At 62.9% G+C, this 20655-nt stretch carries 23 protein-coding genes; 9 read left to right on the top strand and 14 right to left on the bottom strand.

Translation table 11 applies throughout. The features are described from left to right. Positions 1-38: 38 nt before the first annotated feature. Genes dctP through NKI47_RS12660 form a run of 6 tightly spaced genes read left to right on the top strand, consistent with a single transcriptional unit; the run spans position 39 to position 5410 of the window. Positions 39-1016 (top strand): TRAP transporter substrate-binding protein DctP, encoded by a 978-nt coding sequence (gene dctP, locus NKI47_RS12685; protein WP_352590397.1) that lies wholly within the window; start codon positions 39-41, stop codon positions 1014-1016. A 57-nt stretch (positions 1017-1073) separates the two neighbouring features. Further along, positions 1074-1586, top strand: coding sequence for a TRAP transporter small permease (locus NKI47_RS12680; protein ID WP_352451558.1), 513 nt, complete (start codon positions 1074-1076; stop codon positions 1584-1586). 3 nt (positions 1587-1589) lie between these two features. After that, a complete protein-coding gene (locus NKI47_RS12675; protein ID WP_352590394.1) occupies positions 1590-2900 on the top strand; it encodes a TRAP transporter large permease in 1311 nt (436 codons plus the stop codon). 26 nt (positions 2901-2926) lie between these two features. Next, the gene (locus NKI47_RS12670; RefSeq protein ID WP_352590391.1) at positions 2927-3640 is read left to right on the top strand and encodes a hypothetical protein; all 714 of its coding nucleotides are present in this window, start codon (positions 2927-2929) and stop codon (positions 3638-3640) included. A 42-nt stretch (positions 3641-3682) separates the two neighbouring features. Next, the gene (locus NKI47_RS12665; RefSeq protein ID WP_352590388.1) at positions 3683-4441 is read left to right on the top strand and encodes an HpcH/HpaI aldolase family protein; all 759 of its coding nucleotides are present in this window, start codon (positions 3683-3685) and stop codon (positions 4439-4441) included. Between the two features lie 12 nt (positions 4442-4453). Further along, positions 4454-5410, top strand: a complete 957-nt coding sequence (locus tag NKI47_RS12660; RefSeq protein WP_352590385.1) for a C-terminal binding protein — start codon at positions 4454-4456, stop codon at positions 5408-5410. Between the two features lie 267 nt (positions 5411-5677). Here NKI47_RS12660 and NKI47_RS12655 read toward each other — a convergent pair whose 3' ends face one another. The 8 genes from NKI47_RS12655 to NKI47_RS12620 form a co-directional block, all read right to left on the bottom strand. Beyond that, a complete protein-coding gene (locus NKI47_RS12655) occupies positions 5678-6130 on the bottom strand; it encodes a MaoC/PaaZ C-terminal domain-containing protein (RefSeq protein WP_352569274.1) in 453 nt (150 codons plus the stop codon). A gap of 1 nt (position 6131) precedes the next feature. Further along, positions 6132-7208 (bottom strand): Gfo/Idh/MocA family protein, encoded by a 1077-nt coding sequence (locus tag NKI47_RS12650; RefSeq protein ID WP_352590382.1) that lies wholly within the window; start codon positions 7206-7208, stop codon positions 6132-6134. Next, complete coding sequence (locus tag NKI47_RS12645) at positions 7201-7530, bottom strand: L-rhamnose mutarotase (protein WP_023676093.1); 330 nt, start codon at positions 7528-7530, stop codon at positions 7201-7203. Before NKI47_RS12645 ends, NKI47_RS12650 begins: the two co-directional genes overlap by 8 nt. Positions 7531-7539: 9 nt before the next feature. After that, positions 7540-8652, bottom strand: coding sequence for a mandelate racemase/muconate lactonizing enzyme family protein (locus NKI47_RS12640; protein ID WP_352590379.1), 1113 nt, complete (start codon positions 8650-8652; stop codon positions 7540-7542). Positions 8653-8656: 4 nt separating this feature from the next. Then, the gene (locus NKI47_RS12635; protein WP_352590377.1) at positions 8657-9754 is read right to left on the bottom strand and encodes an ABC transporter ATP-binding protein; all 1098 of its coding nucleotides are present in this window, start codon (positions 9752-9754) and stop codon (positions 8657-8659) included. A gap of 1 nt (position 9755) precedes the next feature. After that, positions 9756-10622 carry a carbohydrate ABC transporter permease gene (locus NKI47_RS12630; RefSeq protein ID WP_352451567.1) on the bottom strand — a complete coding sequence of 289 codons (867 nt, stop codon included), beginning with the start codon at positions 10620-10622 and terminating at the stop codon, positions 9756-9758. Positions 10623-10624: 2 nt separating this feature from the next. Next, complete coding sequence (locus NKI47_RS12625; protein WP_023676089.1) at positions 10625-11521, bottom strand: carbohydrate ABC transporter permease; 897 nt, start codon at positions 11519-11521, stop codon at positions 10625-10627. Positions 11522-11663: 142 nt separating this feature from the next. Beyond that, positions 11664-12980, bottom strand: a complete 1317-nt coding sequence (locus NKI47_RS12620) for a type 2 periplasmic-binding domain-containing protein (protein ID WP_352590374.1) — start codon at positions 12978-12980, stop codon at positions 11664-11666. Positions 12981-13138: 158 nt separating this feature from the next. Between NKI47_RS12620 and NKI47_RS12615 the strand changes: the two genes are divergently transcribed. Together NKI47_RS12615 and NKI47_RS12610 are read left to right on the top strand one after the other, a co-directional pair. Beyond that, positions 13139-13927 (top strand): IclR family transcriptional regulator, encoded by a 789-nt coding sequence (locus NKI47_RS12615; protein ID WP_352590371.1) that lies wholly within the window; start codon positions 13139-13141, stop codon positions 13925-13927. Between the two features lie 67 nt (positions 13928-13994). Then, positions 13995-14831 (top strand): amidohydrolase family protein, encoded by an 837-nt coding sequence (locus NKI47_RS12610; protein ID WP_352590368.1) that lies wholly within the window; start codon positions 13995-13997, stop codon positions 14829-14831. 131 nt (positions 14832-14962) lie between these two features. On the opposite strand, the gene NKI47_RS12605 is transcribed toward NKI47_RS12610, so the two are convergent. Beyond that, on the bottom strand, positions 14963-15391 hold the full coding sequence (locus NKI47_RS12605) for a hypothetical protein (protein WP_352590365.1): 429 nt from the start codon (positions 15389-15391) through the stop codon (positions 14963-14965). 139 nt (positions 15392-15530) lie between these two features. Here NKI47_RS12605 and NKI47_RS12600 point away from each other — a divergent pair, with 139 nt between their 5' ends. Then, positions 15531-15860, top strand: a complete 330-nt coding sequence (locus tag NKI47_RS12600) for a hypothetical protein (protein WP_352590362.1) — start codon at positions 15531-15533, stop codon at positions 15858-15860. Between the two features lie 155 nt (positions 15861-16015). Here NKI47_RS12600 and NKI47_RS12595 read toward each other — a convergent pair whose 3' ends face one another. From NKI47_RS12595 to NKI47_RS12575, 5 genes are read right to left on the bottom strand one after another with little or no spacing between them, the layout of a single operon-like run. Continuing rightward, complete coding sequence (locus tag NKI47_RS12595) at positions 16016-16981, bottom strand: ABC transporter permease (RefSeq protein WP_352590359.1); 966 nt, start codon at positions 16979-16981, stop codon at positions 16016-16018. A gap of 5 nt (positions 16982-16986) precedes the next feature. Then, positions 16987-17937: an ABC transporter permease gene (locus tag NKI47_RS12590; protein WP_352590356.1), complete on the bottom strand. Its 951-nt coding sequence runs from the start codon at positions 17935-17937 to the stop codon at positions 16987-16989. Beyond that, positions 17934-18677: an ATP-binding cassette domain-containing protein gene (locus tag NKI47_RS12585; protein ID WP_352472917.1), complete on the bottom strand. Its 744-nt coding sequence runs from the start codon at positions 18675-18677 to the stop codon at positions 17934-17936. The genes NKI47_RS12590 and NKI47_RS12585 overlap by 4 nt, the downstream gene beginning before the upstream one ends. Beyond that, positions 18670-19407, bottom strand: a complete 738-nt coding sequence (locus NKI47_RS12580; protein WP_352590353.1) for an ATP-binding cassette domain-containing protein — start codon at positions 19405-19407, stop codon at positions 18670-18672. Before NKI47_RS12580 ends, NKI47_RS12585 begins: the two co-directional genes overlap by 8 nt. A 57-nt stretch (positions 19408-19464) precedes the next feature. Beyond that, complete coding sequence (locus NKI47_RS12575; RefSeq protein ID WP_352590350.1) at positions 19465-20652, bottom strand: ABC transporter substrate-binding protein; 1188 nt, start codon at positions 20650-20652, stop codon at positions 19465-19467. Positions 20653-20655: the final 3 nt, after the last annotated feature.

Here is a 20655-nt window from a genome sequence, read left to right as displayed (position 1 = left end):
GGCCGGATCATGGGCGAACTATCAGAGGGAGTACGGCAATGCGCATTTGGAAATCCCTTGTTTTGGCTGCACTCATGTCGGGTGTAGCGGGTATCGCCACGGCCGAAGAGGTCGTCCTCAACGCCGTGCATTTTACGCCGACGCAGAACGGCTACGCCCAGAGCTTCCTGAAATTCGTTCAGAAAGTAAACGAAAAGGGCAAGGGCGTGGTCCAGATCAACGTCCGTGGCGGGCCGGAGGTCATTCCGCCGATCCAGCAGGGCGCGGCGCTCAGGAGGGGCCTGATCGATGTGATCGACACACCGGCAGGGCAGTTCCTGGAGCTCGTGCCCGAAGGCGAGGTTTTCTCCGCATCGTCGAAGACGCCGTGGGAGGTCCGCGACAATGGCGGCTGGGATTTCATCAACGGAATTTTCGAGAAGAAGGCCAATGCCCATCTGCTGGCGCATGTCGACGCGGGTTCGGGCTTCAACGTCTTCACCGTCGACGAACCCAAGCTCAATAGCGAAGGCAGCATCGACTGGGGTGGCCTGAAAATCCGTTCCTCGCCGCTCTACCGCGATTTCCTCGAATCGCTAGGCGCGACGGTGATCGTGCAGGCGCCGGGGGATGTCTACACCTCGCTCGAGCGCGGCGTCGTCAATGCCAACGCCTACACGGTATTTGGTTATGCGTCGTTCGGCTGGGACAAATTCACCAAATACCGTGTCGACCCGCAATTCTTCAAAACCGATGTGCTGATCTCGATCAACAAGGCGAAATGGGACACGCTGTCACCCGAGGCGCAGAAGCTGCTTGCCGACACGGCCGTCGAATACGAGCGCGTGAGCTATGACGCCAATCTCGCCGAGTCCGAAAAGCAGGCACAGGCAATGATCGGCGGCGGGCAGAAGGTGATCAGCTTGACCGGCGCCGGCCGCGACAAATTCCTGGCGGCTGCCACGCAGGCGAGCTGGGCGAGAATGGCCAAACGCGATCCCACCAACATCGATCAGTTGAAGAAATTCTTCCAGTAGCCCGAGCCGAGGGTGCTGGTGCGCCCTTCATCAAGGTGGACATGAGGGTCGTCGGAAATGGACGGATTGTTTGCAGCGATCGGGAAGCTGAGCCTTGCGTTGGCGGCGGCGGCAAAAGTGGTGCTTGGCCTCATCATCGTCGCGGTGGTTGCTGATGTGTGCGTCCGCAATCTCGGCCTGAGGCCGCTTGCCTGGGCGGTGTCCGCAACGGAATACGGTCTGCTCTATGCGGCATTTCTGCCGATGCCCTGGCTGGTCCACAGCAAGGGCCATGTCTTCGTCGAGTTCCTGCGCCAGGCGCTGCCGGTGCGGGCACGGGCGGTGCTTGAAAAGCTGGTCTATCTCGCCTGCATTGCCGTCAGCCTCTACCTCGGCAGCGTCGCTCTGTCTTCGCTGACAAGTGCCGTTGCGGGCGGCGAATACGAAACGCGCAGTTTCGATATGCCGAAATGGCTGGTCTTTCTGCCCATCATGCTCGCCTTCTATCTCTCGGCGCTGGAATGGCTCAGATATCTGCTCGGCCGTGACACGCTGTACACGCTCGATCCGCTGGAAATGGAAGGGCTCTGACCGGTGGCCTGGCTGTTTCCATTCGCCGTGCTCGTTGGCACCATCCTGGTGTTGATGGGGCTTGGGCTGCCGGTCGCCTTCGCGTTCTTCGTCACCAATGTGATCGGGCTGTACCTGTTCTTCGGCGGTTCGATCGGCGTGACGCAGATGGTCGCCAACTTCTCCGACGCTGTCTCGACCTATGCGCTTGCTCCGCTGCCGATGTTTCTCGTCATGGGCAGCCTGTTCTTCCGCTCCGGCCTCGGCGAGAAAGTCATCTACGCGCTCGACCTGTGCGTCGGCAATCTGCGCGGACGCCTCGCCTATGTCGTCCTCGCCGCCGGCACGATCTTTTCGGCGCTGTCAGGTTCCAGCCTTGCCAATACCGGCATGATGGGCTCGCTGATGGTGCCCGAGATGCTGAAGCGAGGCTACAAGCCGCATATGGCCTACGGCCCGGTGCTTGGCGCCGGAAGCCTTGCCGTCATCATCCCGCCATCCTCGCTGGCCGTCTTGCTCGGCTCGCTTGCCCAGATCGACGTCGGCGCGCTGCTCATAGCGGGGGCTCTGCCCGGACTGCTGCTCGTTGTCATGTACGCGGCGCTGATCTTCGCGCAGACAAAGATCGATCCGGACGCCGCTCCGCACTATCCGGTACCCGCCGTTCCCGCGGCCGAGAAGGTGAGGGCGGTTGCCGTCAACATCATTCCGATGAGCGTCATCGTGTTCATGGTGGTCGGCACGATCATCCTTGGGATAGCGACGCCGACGGAATCGGCCGGACTCGGCTGTGCCGCCGTCTTCGCCTTGTTGTTTGTCTACCGACGGTTCAGCTGGTCGGTTGTCTGGAAGTCGCTGGATGATGCGATGAAGGTCACCGGCATGACCTTCCTGATCATCTCGGCTTCGACGACGTTCTCGCAGATATTCGCCTTCTCCGGCGCCTCCAACGGCTTTATCCAGTTCATCGTGGGCTACGATCTTGGACCGTATCCCATGCTGCTCATGATGGTGCTCGTCATCCTGCTGCTCGGCATGTTCATGGATCAGGTCTCGATGATGCTGATCACGCTGCCGATCTTCCTGCCGATCGCCCAGCAATTCGGCTACGAGCCGGTATGGTTCGGGCTGATCCTGCTGCTCGCCTATGAGGTCGGCTTCACCACGCCGCCGTTTGGTCTGCTGCTGTTCATCATGATCGGCGTTGCGCCGAAAGGCACATCGCTCAAGACGGTTGCCATGGCTGCGGCGCCTTACATCGCGCTGACGCTTCTGCTGATCCAGCTGATTGTCCTCTTTCCGCAGATCGCTCTCTTTCTTCCGAATTTGATCTAGTCGAACTCGATCCAGCAGGTGTCCACATGCGCTTTGCCTATCTTGCTTTCTTCCATGATGACCGCGAGGCAAATTTGGCCATCGCCGGCGAAGATGTTGACGCTGTGCGGCGTGTGATTGCATCAACGCCGGGCCTTGCGCTTGCCAACATCTATCTGCCCGAAGTGGCGACGGACATGTTCAACAACGATGGTCCACCGCCGGTCTTTGGCTTCCAGCTCTATTTCGACGAACTGGCGGACATGGAGGCGGCGCTGGCGCCGTCCGGCCATCTGCAGGCGCTTGCCGCACCTGGTATGCTGTCGAGCATCGCCGCTTCGGGGCCGACGCAACAGGCAATGTGCATGCGTCCGTTTCCCGTCGATGACGCTGGCGTCAAGACGTCCGAGCTCCCCTGCAGCTATCTTGTCCACTATCCCGGGCCGGCCGAAGACATGAATGCCTGGCTCTACCACTATGTGACGCATCATCCGCAATTGATGCGGGGCTTCCCCGGCATTCGCCACATCGAGGTTCTGTCGCGACTGGATTGGTGCGGTTCGCTTCCCTGGCCGCGGATCGACCATATGCAGCGCAATCGGGTCATGTTCGACAGTCCCGCGGCATTGACGCACGCGCTGCAATCGCCGGCGCGGCTGGAGATGCGCGCCGACTACAAGACCTTCCCGCCGTTTTCAGGCGGCAGCCGGCATTTCCCGATGTCGACGGAAGCCGTGCATCCTTTGGCGCGGGCCACATAGCGCACACAGGTTTTGCCGACGCCGAAAATTTCTGGAGATTTCATGTACGACTTTCGCAAGAAATGTATCTCTCTCGATCGCCTCATCGGTACCTTCTGTGCCATCCCGCACCCTGTGGCGGTCGAAGTGGCCGCCGCCAGCGGGGTCGATTTCCTGTGCATCGACTGGGAGCATTCGCAGATCGGCCGCGAACGGCTCGAGGATCTGATCCGCGCCGCCGATGTCCACAGGATTCCCGCGATGGTGCGCGTTCCCGGCCACACGCCGGAGTGGATGGCGGCCGCGCTCGACGCCGGCGCGTCGGGTGTCCTGGTACCCCGCGTCTCCACGGCCGAGCAAGCGCGCATGGCGGTCATGGCCTGCCGGTACCCGCCGGTCGGCGCCCGCGGTGTCGGCCCGGGCCGCGCCGCCGGTTATGGCTACAGGATTCCGGACTACCTCAAATCGGCCAACGAGGTCCTGACGGTCGCCATCCAGGTCGAGACGGCCGAAGGCCTCGCCAACATCGACGACATCGTCCAGGTCGACGGCGTCGACGTGGTCTTCATTGGCCCCGGCGACCTGTCGGTCTCGATCGACGCGATGGGGCCCGCCGGCCAGGACAAGCTCAATGCAGCGATTATGAGGATCGCGGCCGCGGCGCGCGCGGCCCGCAAGGCCGTCGGTATCTTTCGCCCTTCGGCGGATGATGTCGGCAAATGGTCGCGGCACGGCATCAGCTTCTACATGCTGGCCAGCGACACGATGTTTCTCGGGGCCGGCCTTGCCGCCGGGGTCGCCTCGGCGCGCAGCGCCTCATAGCAAGAGTTTGCCATGAAGATCATCAAGACCGACGGTGTGCTGTCAGTCGAGGAGGAGCAGCTGCGCTACCTCGACGGCTTGAACGTCGAATTTGTCGAAAAGACGCTGCTCACGGAAGATGCCCTGATCGAACACTGCCGCGACGCCGACGCATTGATGGTATTGCGGGAGCCGATCACGGCTCGCGTTTTGGCGGAACTGAAGAGGCTCAAGGTCATCGGGCGGTTCGGCGTAGGGCTCGATTCGATCGACGTCGAGGCCGCCAGCCGTGCCGGTGTTCAGGTAACCTACGTGCCGGACGCCAATCTGGTTGAAGTCAGCACCCACGCCATGGCCCTGATCCTGGCCTTGACGCGCAGGCTGAAACAGTTCGACAGCGCGGTGCACGCCGGCCGCTGGGCTGCAATGACCGACGGCGCCGGCATCACGCGGCCCGACAGGCAGATCCTCGGCCTGATTGGCTTCGGCCAGATCGGGCGGCTGACTGCCGAGCGGGCGCGGGTCTTCGGCTACCACATCATCGCCTACGACCCGCATATGCCGGCCGAGCGCATCGCGGCCGGTGGTGCCGAACCGGTCGGCTTCGACGAGCTGCTGGCCAGGGCCGACATCGTCTCGCTGCACGTTCCAGCGACACCGGAGACCAGAAACATCATGTCGGCGGAAGCCCTGTCGCGGATGAAGGAAGGGGCGATACTCATCAACGTGGCCCGCGGCGGCCTGGTCGACGAGGTCGCATTGGCGGACGCGATCCGGCGCGGCCATCTGGCAGGCGCCGGCATCGACACGTTCGAGCTGGAGCCGCCTTCGCCTGACAATCCGCTGCTGGCGCTGGACACCGTCCTGGTCAGTCCACACGCGGCGCACTACTCGACCCAGTCTTACGCGGAGGTTCGCAACAAGGTGTTTGCCGATGTCGCATCGGTCCTGCGCGGCGGCAAGCCGGTATATCCGGTCAACCGGATATGACCAATTCCCGATGTCGGCACCACCCGCTGCCTGTCGACAGTTCCACCTTAACGTTCCGGGGCAGGCGCCCCCTGAGCCGACCTCGGCAAGCGGATAAAGACGGGAACGGGTGAAGTGCATTCGCATTTTTTGCCGACAGCGCCACATTTTGTTCTTGCTTTGTGCCGGCAGCTATGCTACTAATTTGGGTATGGTGCTGATTCGCACCGAGAACCCGCCGCAAGGCGGTTTTTTTGTCTTTAGGTTTTCAGCGCCATCCGTCGAGCCTCAACTCGGCTTGTCGCGCCGCTCGACGATGTAGATGTGATCGGCGACCAGCACCACGTCGCCATGCTGGTTGATCACCTCGCAGCGCTCGACGACCCGGCCTGAATCGGGTCGCTTCGGGTCGTCTTCCTTGGCCGAGATGGTGGTGCGGGTCCTGATCGTATCGCCGATGAACACCGGCTTGATGAAGCGCAGCCGGTCGTAACCATAGGAGAAGGCAACCGGGTTGACGACGCTGGCCGTCAGCCCGACGCCGACCGAAAACACCAGCGTGCCGTGGGCGATGCGCTGCCCGAACGGCGTCGTCTTCATGAACTCGGCGTCCATGTGGTGGGGAAAGAAATCACCGGTATGGCCAGCATGGACGACGAAGTCGGTCTCGGTGATCGTGCGCCCGCTGGTCATGCGCGACGAGCCGATCCGGTAGTCCTCGAAATAGACTGTCTGCTCCATGTCAGGGCCTCGCCGCGATCGGTGTTGCCGGCGCCGCGCTCGATCGGTAGGCGGCTTCGACCAGCGCCATGGTGTTCCAGCCGTCCTCGACGGAACTGACAAGCTCGGCGTCCTCGCTCAACGCGTAGCGCTGGACATTGGCCATGCGGCCGGCAAAGGCGTCCGGAAACCATGCGCCGACGAGTGGAACCGCAATCCAGTCCGTGCCGTCTTTGGGGTAGATTTCGAGAATGTCCGGCTCGCCGCGCGGATAGTCGAGGTTGACGCCCAGTTTGAGGTAAGCGGCGCCCTCGGTACCGCAGATGCGGAATTCGCAGGCCTGGTGTTTTCGACCGAATTTGTGATCGTGGTTGATCGACAGTGCACAGCGCACGGTGTCGCCATAGTCGAGAATCGCGCTGGTGCGCGTTTGCGCAACCTTGTGGCCGGGATGGCCGAGCGTCTTGGCGTGAACCCCCTTGGGGTCGCCGAGCAATTGCCGGATCAGGTCGAGATAATGGATGGAATGCATGGCGATCTCGACGCGCGGCGCCTGCAACAGGAATTCCCAGAGCTGCCAGGGTGTCGCCAGCGCCAGCCATGCATCGAAATCGACCACGTCGCCCAGCCAGCCTTTGGCGATCGCATCCTTGAGCGCCAGCATCATCGGCGCGAAGCGAAGCTGGAAATTCACCGCCGCCTTCAGGTCTTTGGAGCGGCAGATTTCGAGGATCTCGGTCGCCTCGGCGAGATTGCTGCCCATCGGCTTCTGGATCAGCGCTACCGCACCATCGGGCAGCGCCCTGAGCACGCCGGCGTGGTGAGCCGGGGGCGTCGCCAGATCGAAGACGGCGTCCTTGATTGACGCAGCTTCCTCGACCGACCGGTAAGCGGTGACGCCCCATCTCTGCGCCAGTTTTTCCGCCTTGGCCAGGTCGGGGTCGAAAAGCCCGGCAACCGGGAAGCCGGCTTTCCCATAGGCCGGGAAATGCGCATCGCCGACGATCGAGCCGGCGCCGAAAATCACGATCGGCCTGGGCTTTGACGGCTGTGCCCAGGCCTGGGAAAGCGAGGCAGGATCGAAAATGTCATCAGTCATAATGGAAGACTTCGTCCATCGACGCCCACCACTCGCCCTCCTTGCGGGTCGGCAGCGGCTCCTGGCATGGCATGCAGAGCGCCCACCATTCCTGCGTCGTGGGATCGGCGGCCATCTTCGCCATGTCGGCGGCATAGTCGGTGCCGTGGTACTCGAAGGTGCTGAACAAAAGGTGCTCCGGCTCCCTCAGATAGATCGAATAATTCTTGATATTGCAGGCGGAAATCATCTTGAGGACGTCCGGCCACACAGCAGCGTGAAGCCGCACATACTCGGCGACTTTCTCCGGCTTGAGGCCGAGCACCATTCCCATTCGCTGCATGTCCGCCTCCTATTTTTCTATCGCCATGGTGAATTCCGCGATGCTCTTCGCCTTGATCGCATCCCAGTCCCAGTCGATGCCGATGCCGGGTTCGTCCGGTGCCAGCGCGTGCCCGTCCTCGATACGCATTTTCTTGCCGGTCAGCTCGTCGAGCTGGGGAATATACTCGACATATCTGCCGTTCTGAACGGCGCATGTCAGGCTGACATGCAATTCCATCAGGAAATGCGGGCAGACCGGTATGTCGAACGCCTCGGCTGCATGCGCCACCTTCAGCCACGGCGTGATGCCGCCGATGCGGCCGACATCGACCTGCACGATCGAACACGCGCCCTTTTGCATATATTCGCGGAAATGCCGGATCGAATAGAGCGACTCGCCGATGGCGATCGGCGTCGATGTGGCCCTCGACAGCCGTACATGGCCGTCAATGTCGTCGGCCGGCAACGGCTCCTCGATCCAGGCGAGGTCGAGTTCACGCAGGCGTTCGGCCCGGCGGATCGCCTCGTCGACAGAAAAGCCCTGGTTGCAGTCGGTCATGATCTCGTAGGAGTCTCCAACCGCCCGGCGCACCGCCGTCAGCCGGGCAAGATCCTCGGAGCCGTGCGGCTTGCCGATCTTGACCTTCGAGCCGCGAAACCCCTTGGCCTTGGCGGCCAGCGCATCCGCGACCAGCGCCTCGGTTTCGATATGCAGCCAGCCGCCTTCGGTCGTGTAGAGCGGGCAGCGGTCCTTGGCGCCGCCGGCAAGCTTCCACAGCGGCAGCCTCTGTTTCTTGGCCCGCAGGTCCCAAAGGGCAGTGTCGATGGCCGCCAGCGCGATTGCCGTGATCGCGCCGATCGTCGTGGCATGGGTGGCGAACTCCAGCTCGTGCCAGATCGCCTCGATCATGTCGGCGTCGCGGCCGATCAGCCGCGGCGCAAGGTGGTCGGCCAGCAGCCGCATCACCGAGGAGCCGCCCGTGCCGATCGTATAGCTGTAGCCGGTGCCGACCGCGCCGTCGGCGTCGGTGATGGTGACGATCGGTGTTTCCTGGCTGACAAAACTCTGGATGGCATCGGTGCGCTTGACCTTCGGCACCAGGTCGACCATCCGCAGTTCGATTTTCTCGATCTTTGCCATGATTTTAACCTCGCAATGTCCTGCCTGTTTCGGCGGAAAACAGATGGGCCTGCGACAGGTCCAGGCTCATCTTGACCCGGTCGCCGGCTTTCAGCGGCTTTGGATTGAGCATCCGCGATACCCAGTCGCTGCCGTTGAATTCGGCAAACACCAGCGTCTCGTTGCCGAGCGGCTCGGTGACGGTCACCGGCAACTCCAGCTGGTGGACGTCGACGTCTTCGCCGGAGCTGATGCCATGCCCGGTCGGATAAATGTCGTCGGGCCTGAGGCCGAACACGACCTTGTCCCCAGTCCCGACATTTGCCTTGAACTGGCTGGGCAGCGGCAATCTCTCGCCACTGGCGAACAGCAACTGTCCGTCGTCGACAACCGCCTCATGCAAATTCATCGGCGGCGAGCCGATGAAGCCGGCGACGAAGCGGGTCTGCGGCCGGCGGAAGACCTCGTCGGGTGTGCCGACCTGCTCGATGAACCCGTCACGCATGATGACGATACGGTCGGCCAATGTCATCGCTTCGACCTGGTCGTGGGTGACGTAGATCACCGTCGACCGGACCTTGGCATGCAGTTTCTTGATCTCGGTGCGCATCTGCGTCCGAAGCTTGGCGTCGAGATTGGAAAGCGGCTCGTCGAATAGGAAGACGTCGGGATCGCGCACGATGGCGCGACCCATGGCGACGCGCTGGCGCTGTCCGCCCGACAGCTGCGACGGCCGGCGGTCGAGCAATTGGTCAAGGCCGAGAATGCCGGACGCTTCGGCGACGCGACGGTCCATTTCTTCTTTCGCGGCGCCCGCTATCTTGAGCGAGAAGCCGAGGTTTTCGCGCACCGTCATATGCGGGTAGAGCGCGTAGGACTGGAACACCATCGAGATGTTGCGCGAGCGCGGCGGCAGGTCGTTGACCATGCGGCCGCCGATCTCGATGATCCCGTCGCTGATCGCCTCGAGGCCGGCGATCATGCGCAGAGTTGTCGACTTGCCGCAGCCGGACGGCCCGACCAGCGCGATGAACTCGCGGTCGGCGACCTCTAGATCGATGCCGTGCACCACCGCCACCGGGCCGTAGCTTTTGGTGAGGTTCTTGAGCGATACAGTTGCCATGTCAGCCTTTCACCGCGCCGGAAGTGAGGCCGCCGACGAGGTGTTTCTGGACGATGAAGGTAAGCGTGAGCGCCGGTATGACCATGACCACGGCGAGCGCGCACATGCCGCGCCAGTCGATGGTGAATTCGGCTGTATAGTCGAGCAGGCCCACCGGCAGGGTCTTGGAGTTGATCGAGCGCGTCAGCTGCGAGGCGAGCGCGAACTCGTTCCAGGAGGTGAGGAAGGCAAAGATGCCGGCCGAGGCGATGCCCGGCCCGGCCAACGGAAACTCGACCTGCCAGAAGGCCTGCCAGCGCGTGCAGCCGTCGATCTGCGCGGCTTCGGCGAGATCTTTCGGCACCTGGCGGAAAAAGCCGTCGATCAGCCAGACGGTGAACGGCACGTTCAGCGCGACATAGACCAGGATCAGCCCGAAATGCGTGTCGATGATGCCGAGCCGCGCAAAGACGAAGAACAGCGGCAGCGACAGTGCGATGCCGGGCACCGTGCGCGTCAGCATCAGGCCGAGGAACATCGCCGATTTGGCGCGAAAGCGGTAGCGCGCAAAGGCGTAGCCGCCGGCCATGCCGATGACGATGGCGATCACCGTCGAGGTCACCGAGATGATCAGCGAATTGCGGAAGTAGTCGAGCACCGGAATGCCGCCCTGGCCGACGCCGCTGAACATGGCGATGTAGGCGTCGAGCGAGAGTTGCTGCGGGATCCACACCGGCGGCTTGGCCATGATTTCGACGGTCGGCCGCAGCGACGACAGCACGATCCAGATGCCGGGCAGGCAGATGACCAGCATGGCCAGGAACAGTCCGATGCCGTGAACGATTCCGAGCGCTTTGTTGCCGACGCGATGCAGGCTGTTCTGGTCCATCCTCACCACTCCGCCGCGATCTGCGTGCGCGCTGCGGCGAGCTTGCGGTAGAAATAGACGGTGAACAGGATCGACAGCAGGATCGAGAAATAGGCCATGGCATTGGCCATTCCCATCCTGGCATCGCTGTAGGCGGTGCGGGCGACCAGCGTCCAGACCAGTTCGGTGCGGCCGGCGGGGCCGCCGTCGGTCATGATCTTGACGATGTCGTAGGCGCGCGCGACGTCAAGCGAGCGGATGGTCATGGCGATAAAGGCAAACGGCATGATGAACGGCCAGGTGACATAGCGGAATGTCTGCCACGGCGTGCAGCCGTCGACGCGGGCCGCCTCGACCGGTTCGCGCGGCATCGCCAGCAGCCCGGCCAGGATCAGGATCGCGAACACCGAAGTCGACGACCAGATCTCGGCGATCAGGATGGCGATGAAGGCGAGATTGCCGTCGATCAGCCACGGGATGGCGCGATCGGTCAGGCCGAGCCCCTGCAGGGCGTTGTTCACCAGGCCGATATTGTCGTTGAACATGAATTTGAACTGGAAGCCGACGAGGATCGGCGAAAACATCATCGGAAACATCATGATGGTGCGCAGGATCCGCTGGCCGCGCGATGCCTTCTCCACCAGCAGCGCCAGCCCGAGCCCGATCAGCATTTCCAGGTTGAGCGCCACCGTCAGCAGCACCACGGTGCGGGCAAAGGCGACCCAGAAAGCGCGGCTGGTCAGAATGGTGACGTAGTTGCGCGCGCCGATGAAGACCCAGAACGTCTCCGGCCTGGTCAGCCGGAACGGCGTGAAGCTGGAATAGAGCGAAAGCAGCAGCGGCACCACCACCACGGCCGCCAGAACGATCACCGCCGGCAGCAGGAGCAGCAATGGCGGCGAAGGTCTCCAGCCTTTCATGGCTATCCGGTTCTGGTTGGTGCCCGGACACCGAAGGCCGCCATCGGCGAGCTGGGATCAAGACAAAGCGTGTTGCGCATGGTTCGCAAAAAGTTCGGGGGCGCCGCTCTTCGATGAGCGCGGCGCCCCCTTGGGAGAATGGTCAAAGCTTGCCGGCGTCCTCGAGGATTTGCATGGCCTTGGCGGCAGCGTCGTCCAGTGCCTGCTTGGAGGTCTTGTCGCCAAGGATGGCGGCCTGCAATTCGGGATAGACGGCGTTGGAGATTTCGATCCATTCAGGTGTCTGCGGCACGGCAAAAGCGTGCTTTGCCTCTTCCTGGAAAGCCGCCAGCACTTCCTTCTTGTAAGGATCGCTGGCCGCCTGCTGGATATCCCAGTCCCACACCGCCGTGCGGGTCGGCAGTGGGCCGCTTGCCGCCTCGAGCTTCTGGCTGTCCTCATTGGTCAGGAACCAGACCAGCGACGCCGCGGCTTCCTTGCTGGCGCAGTTTTCGGTGACCGAAAATCCGTGGTGCCCCGACCAGCCCGTGCGAATGCCTGCCGATCCCTTCGGCGCCACCTTCACCCCGACATTGCCGGCGACCTTCGACGACTTCGGATCGTTGAAGAAGCCTGCCCAGCCCGGCCAGTCGAGGTTGATGGCGACGGTGCCGGAGGCAAAGCCCTGGCCGAGATCGTCCCACAGATAGTTGGTGGTGCCGGCCGGCACCGCCTTAGCCTTGTAGAGATTGACGAACCAGTCGAGCGCGTGCACGCCGGCTTCCGAGTTGAAGGCCGGCTTGCCATCCTTGTCGAGGTATTCGCCGCCGTCGGCGATGAGCATCTCGTAAAAGCGGCCGTTGATCGCCTCTTCCTTGCCGGCGAACTGGGTGCCGTAGAAATCGGGCGGGCTGGCGAAGAATTCCGCCTGCTGGGCGACCTCGTCCCAGGTGTCGGGCGGTGTCAGCTCCTTGCCGTACTTGGCCTTGTAGGCGGCCTTCTTGGCTTCGTCCTGATAGAGGCTCTTCTGGTAATAGAGCGCCGAGACGTCGAACTGCGCGCGCGGCAGCATCACCAGCTTGCCGTCGAGCGTCGAGGCCTTGATCGTCGACGGCACGAAGGCGTCGATCTCCTCCTTCGGCAGCAGCTTGTTGAGGTCGGTGTAGATATCAGGATATTGCGGCGCGAAGGACGAGTGATTCGACCCAACGCACCAGTTGATGCTGCCGGAGGCGATGTCCGACTTGATTTCCTTATCGAGCTCGAAGTGGTTTTTCTTCGAGATCACGTTGACCTTGGCGCCGGTCAGTTTTTCCCATTCGCCGATGCGCGCGTACAGCCCTTCATATTGCTGGCCGCCGATCAGCTTGGCGTCGATCGTGACGCCGTCGAATTCGCCGGGCAGGTCGGCAGCAAGGGCAGTCGCACCCAGTGCGAGCAGCGTTACGCCGGCCGACAGGCCGCAAAACAGTTTCGTCATGGTATCCTCCCAAGAGTCTGCGTCGATCCATAGCGAGGGCGGATCGGCAGCGTCATTCATATACAAACAAAACATTTATAGGATCGTCAAGCCGAAAGTTCTTCCGGAAGCAATGCCGTTATGCGTATATGAAAGATGAAATTCACTGGAGAAGCCCAATGGCAGAGGACGAGGAAGACGACCGCTATCGAGCCCCGGCGTTGGACAAGGGGCTCGACATTCTCGAGCTGCTGGCCGGCGTCGACGGCGGCCTGACGCAGGCGGAAATCGCCAAGAAGCTCGACCGCAGCCCGAACGAGTTCTACCGCATGCTGGACCGGCTGGTGCGGCGCGGCTACGTCACGCGGCCGGATGGCGACCGTTATTCGCTGACGCTCAAGCTGTTTGGCCTGGCGCAGCTGCACGCGCCGGTGCGCCGGCTGGTTTCCTATGCGACGTCGCTGATGCGCGAACTGGCCGAAACCACACAGCAGGCAAATCAGCTCGTCGTCTTCGATCGCGGCTCCGCTGTGGTGATTGCCCAGCAGGAAGCGCCGGATTACTGGGGCATCTCCATCCGCGTCGGCTCGCATATCAGCCTGTTCGACACCGGCTCCGGCCATGTGTTGCTGGCGTTCCGCCCGCCGGAAGAGCGGCAGATGATGATCTCAGAACATCTGCGCAGCACCGACAAGCCACCGCAATCGCCGGAGTTCTTTGCCCGCCTCGACCAGATCCGGGAACGCGGCTACGAGATGATGGCATCGATGCAGACCGCCGGTGTCTTCAACCTGTCAACACCGGTTCTTGGTTCGGACGGCAGGGCGATCGCCGCGCTGTCGATCCCCTACATAACCCTGGTCAACGCACCCAAGGCGCCCGACATTACGAGGACGATTGAGCTGCTGCTGGCAGCGACCGAAAAGCTGTCGCAACTGGCGGGATCGACCGTCAAGCAATCGCGATGAATTCTTATTTGAATGAAGAATTTCTCCGTGAGATGATCTCGAAGTCGCCAAGGAGGAGCGCGCCACCATGATCTTCGACACCCATCTGCACCTGATCGACCAGTCCGCGCTGCGCTATCCCTGGCTGGCCGGCGTGCCGGCGCTCAACCGCGATTTCCCCTACGACGAATATGCAGTCCAGGCCTGCCGCGCCGGCATCGAGGGCGCATTGCATATGGAGGTCGATGTCGATCCTGCCGACATCGCGGCTGAAACCAGCCGTGTCAAAGCGCTGTCGCGGGAAAAGGCCAGCTTGCTGCGGGGGGCAATTGCCTCCTGCCGTCCGGAAGAGCCCGGCTTTGCCGCCTATCTCGAGCGCCAGCGCGCCGATCGTTTCGTCAAGGGCTTTCGCCGCGTGCTGCACGTCATGCCGGACGAGCTTTCGGAGGGCGCGCTGTTTCGTGAAAACATCAAGCGGCTTGCCGGCACCGGCCTGACCTTCGACCTTGTCGTTCTGCCGCACCAGATCCCCAAGGCGATTGCACTCGCTGACCTCGCGCCGGACGTGCAGTTCGTGCTCGACCATTGTGGCGTGCCCGACATCAAGGGTGGTGCCGAGCACCCCTGGCGCGAGCACATGGCGGAGATCGCGCGGCGCCCGAACGTCGTCGGCAAAATTTCCGGTGTGGTCGCCTATGCGGATGCCGGATCCTGGACTGTCGAAACGCTGCTTCCCTATGTCGAGCACACCATCGAATGGTTCGGCTGGGACCGGGTCGTCTGGGGCAGCGACTGGCCGGTCTGCACGCTTGGCGGCGGGCTTGCGACCTGGATTGCGGCAACGCACGCGCTGCTTGCCGGCACCAGCGCCGATGAACGGCAACAACTGCTGTCCGGCAATGCGAAGCGGCTGTGGCGTTTGTAAGCCGGCTTACTTTAGGGTCAAAACTCAATCACTCCGAACGGCCGAGTTCGACCATTTCGGTCGTAGGTCGGTCAGCTAGGAATTTCCAGAGCCGGACCCTCGGCTTTGCGAGGCGGCGGCTGCTCGGTACGCTAAGCAGGCGAAGGCGACCATGCGACTTCAAGCTCGCGGAGCATTCCGCCGGGAAGACCATCTTGACCGGGTAATGCGCGGAACCTTGCCCCATAAAGGGTCGGCAGTTCCTGAAGTCGCGCTATCTGTTCGTCGAGCCAGAACTGCAGTTCGTCGTATTCAGCGTCGCCGCCGTGGCCCGGATGGGTCTCAAGTTCAGCGTCGCCGCTATGAAATTTGCGCTCCCAAGCCCGATAGATGTCCCAATTGCGCATTGCGCGTCGCATGAACTCAGGCCCAATGGGATAGAGCTTGAAATTGTCAGAGTAGTCGTCCGCGCCTTCGTCAAACTGAGAAGCGAAATAGTGGGGAGCGCCATCCAAATCAGCTACGCCGGTCCGAACCCCGTCGTAAAAATCCCAAATTGCATGCACCTGTTCATATCGCATTGGAGAGCACCATACCGCGTGGAAAGTCTAGCGCCAATGTCCGCCTTTGCTGAGTTTCAGGCGAAAGGGGGACCTACCGCTATCCACCCATTGCAGACTTTCGATTATTGGCTGACGGTAAGGGAAAGGGTATTTAAGAATGGACCGTTGGACCGTCATCCGCGAACAAATCGCAACCATTGTTGCGCAGAGCGAAGAGCCCTTCGAGCCTGAGACGATCCAAAACGCTTACGACTTTGTGGCCCTCACACAGACCCATTGCCCTCCGCCTGCCGGTATCGGAAAGGGCTATCGCCCTACGTTCTGCATCTGGTGGAACGATGTGGATTTCGAGATCGCGGCAGACCGGATCGAGTTCTACCGGTCAGGGGAAGGGCACACCGACATCCACGAGCACCTGCGTTCGCCCGGCGAGCCATTTCCTGAAGGTTTGATTATCGACTTACCGAGCTCTGCTGGTTCGAGTTGACCGCTTTCCACCCGTCTCGGCCATTTCGGACAGCCGCCTGATTGAACGGATTCATGGGAGGCGCTTCAAGTTTCTTGTTTTTATGCATGTCGTTAGCGCAAAACCGTTGCGCACCCTCGGTTCAAGCCCGAGGGCATGCTTTTGCGCGACGTGAATTAGATCGTCGCCGACACGTGCCGCTCGCGACCGTAGAGCGAAACCAGGAGCACGATGACCAGGCCAAGTGCCGCCTGCACGGTCGAGGGCCGGAAGCCGAGGCCGATCAGCAGCGTGTTGATCTCCGTCAGCACCAGCACGCCGGCAATGGTGCCGAAATAGCTGCCGCGGCCGCCGACAAGGGCGGCGCCGCCGACCACCACTGCCGCGATCGTCTGGAACAGATAGGGCTGGCCGACATCGCCATAGGCCGAACCGGTGAAGCCGAGCAGCAGCACGCCGGCCGCGGCGGCGAAGAAGGCGCTCGCGGCATAGGTCACGGTCCACATGCGGACTGGATCGATCAGCGCCAGCGGCGCAGCACCTGGATTGCTGCCTAGGGCGTAGAGACGGCGGCCGTATGGCGTGCGCGCCAGCACCAGCGCCACCAGCAAGGTCACCACCGCGACGCATGGCACCAGCCCCGGCACCGGCAGCGGTCCGACCGAACCGCCGATCGAAACGAAGGCGGAAACCGCTTGCGGCGCCGATCCGGATGGAAAGCCACCGGTCCACAACAGGACGGCACCTTGCACGATCATGCCAGTGCCGAGCGTGACGATCAGCGGGTGGATATCGAGCCCACGCGAGATCAGGCCGTTCAGCGCCCCGATCAGTAAGGCGAGCGCGCCGACGACTGCGCAGACAAGGGCAAAATTCCAGCCGCCGCCGTAGAGCTGTGCGGCAACGACATTGGCAAAGCCGATGATGAAGGGGATCGACAGATCGATACCGCCGAGAATGACGACGAGGGTCTGGCCGATCGATGCCACCGCCAGCAGCGAGGCGATGACCAGCAGCGCCCGGATGGCGAACGGCTGGGAGTAGCCCGGGATGAGCAAGGTGCCAAGGAGATGCAAGGCGACAGCGACGGCAAAGGCACCGGCGACGCGGGCATTGGTGGACTGGAACCAGTTCCGGCTCATGCTTCTCAGCCTTTCCGTCCCGAGAGCCGCTCCTGCAGCGCCGTCATGATGACGGCCACAACCAGGATCGCGCCATAGGCGATCTGCAGCACATAGGTGGAGACGTTGAAGGCGGTCAGCACGCTCTGCAGCAGGAAGATGTCGACAGCGCCGATGGCGGCGCCGGCGAGCCCGCCGCGCCCGCCGGCAAGGCTGACGCCGCCGAGCGCCACCGCGGCAATCGCGATCAGCGTGTAGGTTGGCCCGATATTAGGGTCGGCCGAACCGATCAGGGCGGTCAGCATGAGGCCGGCACAGGCGGCAAGTATGCCGGTCATGACATAGGCTATGAAACGTACTTTCGTCACCGGAATGCCGGCCGTGTAGGCGGCGCGGTCGTCGCTGCCCACCGCCATCAGCTGGTCGTAATAAGGCGTCTGTCGCACCAGCCACCAGAACAGCAAGATCAGCGCCAGCGGCAGCGCCGACCAGGGTCCGGCCATTGCCTTCAGCCAGCCCGGCGCCGGCCCGATCGGCGCCGGCAGGATGGTCAGCGTCATGCCGGTGAGGATCAGATAGGTGCCGAGCGTTGCGACGATCGGCTGGATGCGGACGATGGTCGCCAGAAAGCCGTTGGCGGCGCCGACGATCGCGCCGATCAACAGCGCCGCCGGCACGATGAACATCGGCGAAGACATGCCAAGCCTGAGAAACAGCAGCTGGATCACCATCGCATTGACGAAGCCCATCAGTGGCCCGACGGAAATGTCGATGCCGCCGCGCCCGGCGAGGATCACCGGAGCCGAGGCGAGCGCTGCGCCGATCAGCGGCGCGGCGAGCCCGATCAGCGCGCCCCAGGCGGCAGGATGGAAGCGCGCCGGATTGAGCAGCAGATTGACCGCGATCAGGATGACCAGCAGCACTGCCGCAAAGCCAGCGCCGCGCCATCGCGCCGCCATGCGCCGCAAGCCGCTCATGCCGCGCGCCCGAACATGGCGGCGATCACCGTATCGCTTTTCATCGCGTCTCCGGTGATTTCAGCCGCCACCTGCTGTTCGCGGAACACCAGCACGCGATGGCAAAGCAGCAGGATCTCCTCGATCTCGCTCGACAGGATGACCAGCGCCATGCCGTCCGCCGCCAGTCCACGAAACACATCGTAGAGGACATGGCGCGTCGCCACGTCGACACCGCGCGTCGGATCATTGAGGAGCAGGATCGCCGGTTCCAGCGCCAATGCGCGGGCCAGCAGCACCTTCTGCTGATTGCCGCCGGAAAGCGTGGTGATCGGGGCGTCCGGCCGTGGCGCGATGATCGACAGTCTGTCCCGATAGCGTTCATAGCGCTGCCGCCGCGCGGCGAAGCTGAGCAGACCGAAACGCATATCGCGCGACAGCGTCGAGACGGCAAAATTGTCGAGCACCGATTGGGTCGGAAAAATGCCGGTGGTGCGCCGGTCGCGCGGCAAATAGGCGATGCCGCCCGCGACCGCCTTGCGGAAATTGGTGATCGCGCGCGCTCCGGTTGGCGCCTCGACGGTCACCTCGCCGCCGGCCGGGCGTTCCAGGCCGGCCAGCACTTTCAGGAACCGCTCCTGTCCGTGGCCGTCGAGGCCGGCAAGGCCGACGATCTCGCCCGGCGCAATGGTTTGCGTCATGGGGCTTGCGCCCGGCGCGATCACCAGGCCACGCACCGAAAGGCTGGCGCGATCAGCCATGCGCCAGCTCCGCCGCCGTGCGTGGCGCCATCGCTCTGAGAAGTTCGGATGCGGTGGACGTGCCGCGTTCCTCAGTCGTCACCACGCTGCCGCCGCGCAGCACGGAAATCCGGTCCGAAAGCGACATCACCTCGTCCATGCGGTGGGTGATGAACAGGATCAGGCAGCCCTCCGAAGCAAGCCTGCGCATCATGGCGAAAACCGCCTCGCGATCGGCAAAGTCTAGCGCCGCTGTGACCTCGTCGAGGATGAGAATGCGCGGGCTGCGCACCACGGCGCGGGCGAGCACTACCAATTGCTGAACCGCAAGCGGCAATTGCCCGGCCAACTGGTCGAGCGGGATCTCGGTCACCGCGAAGCGCTTCAGCACCGCTTGCGCGCGTTGCCGCCGCTCGGCGCGCGGCACGGTGCGCGTCAGCAAGCCGTCGAGGCCGAGCAGGATGTTGTCCGTCACCGAACGGTCAGGCGCGATCAGCACTTCCTGGAACACGGTGGCGAACCCGGCGCCCTGGAACGCCGCCGGCGAGAGGCCGGTAAAGGGCGCTCCGTCGAGCAGGATCGCGCCGCTGTCCGGCTGGACGATTCCCGACAGCAGCTTGACCAGGGTGCTCTTGCCCGAACCATTCTCGCCCAGGATGGTGTGGATCGTGCCGGCGCGGAATGCGATTGAAGCATTGGCCAGCGCGATCGTTTCGCCGTAGCGTTTCGAGATGGCCTGGACTTCCAGCATGAGCAATCCTGATGGAGAAAGCCGGCACCGCTGGTGCGGAGCCGGCCCTCATAAATGCTACTTGGCGCAGGCGTCCGGCACCTTCGAATAGTCCCAGCCCTTGGTCGGTGCCGGATTGGCGAAGTAGGCATCGAGCCATTCCTCCGGCATCGGATCCTTCGGCGGGACCGGGAAGATCGAGACGGCGTCCGGCGTCATGCAGTCCTTGTACCAGGCGCCGAGGTCGGCATTGTGGACCGGCGGAATCGGGATCAGCAGCGTATTGAGCTTCGGTTTCTGTCCGTCGAGCATGCGCACGCCGACACGAAACAGCGTCTCGGCCGTCCAGTGCGGCAGAACCGCATGGCCTTCGAAGCGGTATTTGTCGGGATTGGCCTTCCAGTAGCCGAGCGCATCGCCGGTGATCGAGCCGGTGATCAGCGGGGCAGGGCGGCCGGCCTCGGCAAAGGCCTCGGCAACGACGCGGCTTTCGCTGCCCGTCGTCCACACTGCATCGATCGGCGCCGGATTGGTGGCGATTGCCTGCAGCACCGCCGTCTTGGTGACGTTGGCCGTCCAGTTGCCGTTGACGCTGCGCGAGACCTTGAGCTTTGAATTTTCGGCCAGTGCCTTGTCGCCGCCCTGGCGCTCCTGCACGACGATCGGGTGACCGGCAATGCCTTCGACCAGAAGCACGCTGCCGCCGTCCGGCATTGCTTTGCCGATCGCCGTCATCATGTCGTAGCCCCAGCGCGCATAGTTGGAATCGACATTGATCGCATTCGGGCTAGTCACCGACCCAGCTGCCGTGATGAAGGGGATGCCGGCTTTGGCTGCCGCATCGATGGCATCGTCCAGCGCCGTCGCCGAGCCGGGGATCGAGGTGATGATCGAGCATTTCTTGTCGATGAAGGCGCGGATCTGGTTGATCTGCTGACTGGCGTCGTTGTTGGAATCCGACACCTCGAAGCTCGCCACGGTGCCGTCGGCGATCAGGCCGTCGACCAGCCGCTTCAACTCCTTGGTCACGGTGACGCGCCACGGATTGCCCTGGTAGGACTCGGAGTGGCACCATTTCCACGGCTTTGACGGCGGCGTGAAATTATCCCAGGCCGACGGCAGCACCTTTTGCGGCGCGCCGTCATATTGTGCCTTCAGTTCGGTCGGCAATCCAGCAATCACGCCCGAAACGTCTTGAGCGCAGGCTATGGTCGTGACCGATGCAAGTGCGGTTGCGGCCATAAGGCCGCGGATCAGGCTGTTCATGTT

The sequence above is a fragment of the Mesorhizobium sp. M0633 genome, assembly GCF_040320645.1.
In the GTDB taxonomy this organism is placed as follows: Bacteria; Pseudomonadota; Alphaproteobacteria; order Rhizobiales; family Rhizobiaceae; genus Mesorhizobium.
Note: the sequence above shows the minus strand (reverse complement) of the source record. Positions and strands in the feature narration are given on the sequence as shown.

Coding starts and splice junctions, on each gene's coding strand:
- dctP (WP_352590397.1), top strand. CDS start 39: ATGCGCATTTGGAAATCCCTTGTTTTGGCTGCACTCATGTCGGGTGTA.
- NKI47_RS12680 (WP_352451558.1), top strand. CDS start 1,074: ATGGACGGATTGTTTGCAGCGATCGGGAAGCTGAGCCTTGCGTTGGCG.
- NKI47_RS12670 (WP_352590391.1), top strand. CDS start 2,927: ATGCGCTTTGCCTATCTTGCTTTCTTCCATGATGACCGCGAGGCAAAT.
- NKI47_RS12665 (WP_352590388.1), top strand. CDS start 3,683: ATGTACGACTTTCGCAAGAAATGTATCTCTCTCGATCGCCTCATCGGT.
- NKI47_RS12660 (WP_352590385.1), top strand. CDS start 4,454: ATGAAGATCATCAAGACCGACGGTGTGCTGTCAGTCGAGGAGGAGCAG.
- NKI47_RS12655 (WP_352569274.1), bottom strand. CDS start 6,130: ATGGAGCAGACAGTCTATTTCGAGGACTACCGGATCGGCTCGTCGCGC.
- NKI47_RS12650 (WP_352590382.1), bottom strand. CDS start 7,208: ATGACTGATGACATTTTCGATCCTGCCTCGCTTTCCCAGGCCTGGGCA.
- NKI47_RS12645 (WP_023676093.1), bottom strand. CDS start 7,530: ATGCAGCGAATGGGAATGGTGCTCGGCCTCAAGCCGGAGAAAGTCGCC.
- NKI47_RS12640 (WP_352590379.1), bottom strand. CDS start 8,652: ATGGCAAAGATCGAGAAAATCGAACTGCGGATGGTCGACCTGGTGCCG.
- NKI47_RS12635 (WP_352590377.1), bottom strand. CDS start 9,754: ATGGCAACTGTATCGCTCAAGAACCTCACCAAAAGCTACGGCCCGGTG.
- NKI47_RS12630 (WP_352451567.1), bottom strand. CDS start 10,622: ATGGACCAGAACAGCCTGCATCGCGTCGGCAACAAAGCGCTCGGAATC.
- NKI47_RS12625 (WP_023676089.1), bottom strand. CDS start 11,521: ATGAAAGGCTGGAGACCTTCGCCGCCATTGCTGCTCCTGCTGCCGGCG.
- NKI47_RS12620 (WP_352590374.1), bottom strand. CDS start 12,980: ATGACGAAACTGTTTTGCGGCCTGTCGGCCGGCGTAACGCTGCTCGCA.
- NKI47_RS12615 (WP_352590371.1), top strand. CDS start 13,139: ATGGCAGAGGACGAGGAAGACGACCGCTATCGAGCCCCGGCGTTGGAC.
- NKI47_RS12610 (WP_352590368.1), top strand. CDS start 13,995: ATGATCTTCGACACCCATCTGCACCTGATCGACCAGTCCGCGCTGCGC.
- NKI47_RS12605 (WP_352590365.1), bottom strand. CDS start 15,391: ATGCGATATGAACAGGTGCATGCAATTTGGGATTTTTACGACGGGGTT.
- NKI47_RS12600 (WP_352590362.1), top strand. CDS start 15,531: ATGGACCGTTGGACCGTCATCCGCGAACAAATCGCAACCATTGTTGCG.
- NKI47_RS12595 (WP_352590359.1), bottom strand. CDS start 16,981: ATGAGCCGGAACTGGTTCCAGTCCACCAATGCCCGCGTCGCCGGTGCC.
- NKI47_RS12590 (WP_352590356.1), bottom strand. CDS start 17,937: ATGAGCGGCTTGCGGCGCATGGCGGCGCGATGGCGCGGCGCTGGCTTT.
- NKI47_RS12585 (WP_352472917.1), bottom strand. CDS start 18,677: ATGGCTGATCGCGCCAGCCTTTCGGTGCGTGGCCTGGTGATCGCGCCG.
- NKI47_RS12580 (WP_352590353.1), bottom strand. CDS start 19,407: ATGCTGGAAGTCCAGGCCATCTCGAAACGCTACGGCGAAACGATCGCG.
- NKI47_RS12575 (WP_352590350.1), bottom strand. CDS start 20,652: ATGAACAGCCTGATCCGCGGCCTTATGGCCGCAACCGCACTTGCATCG.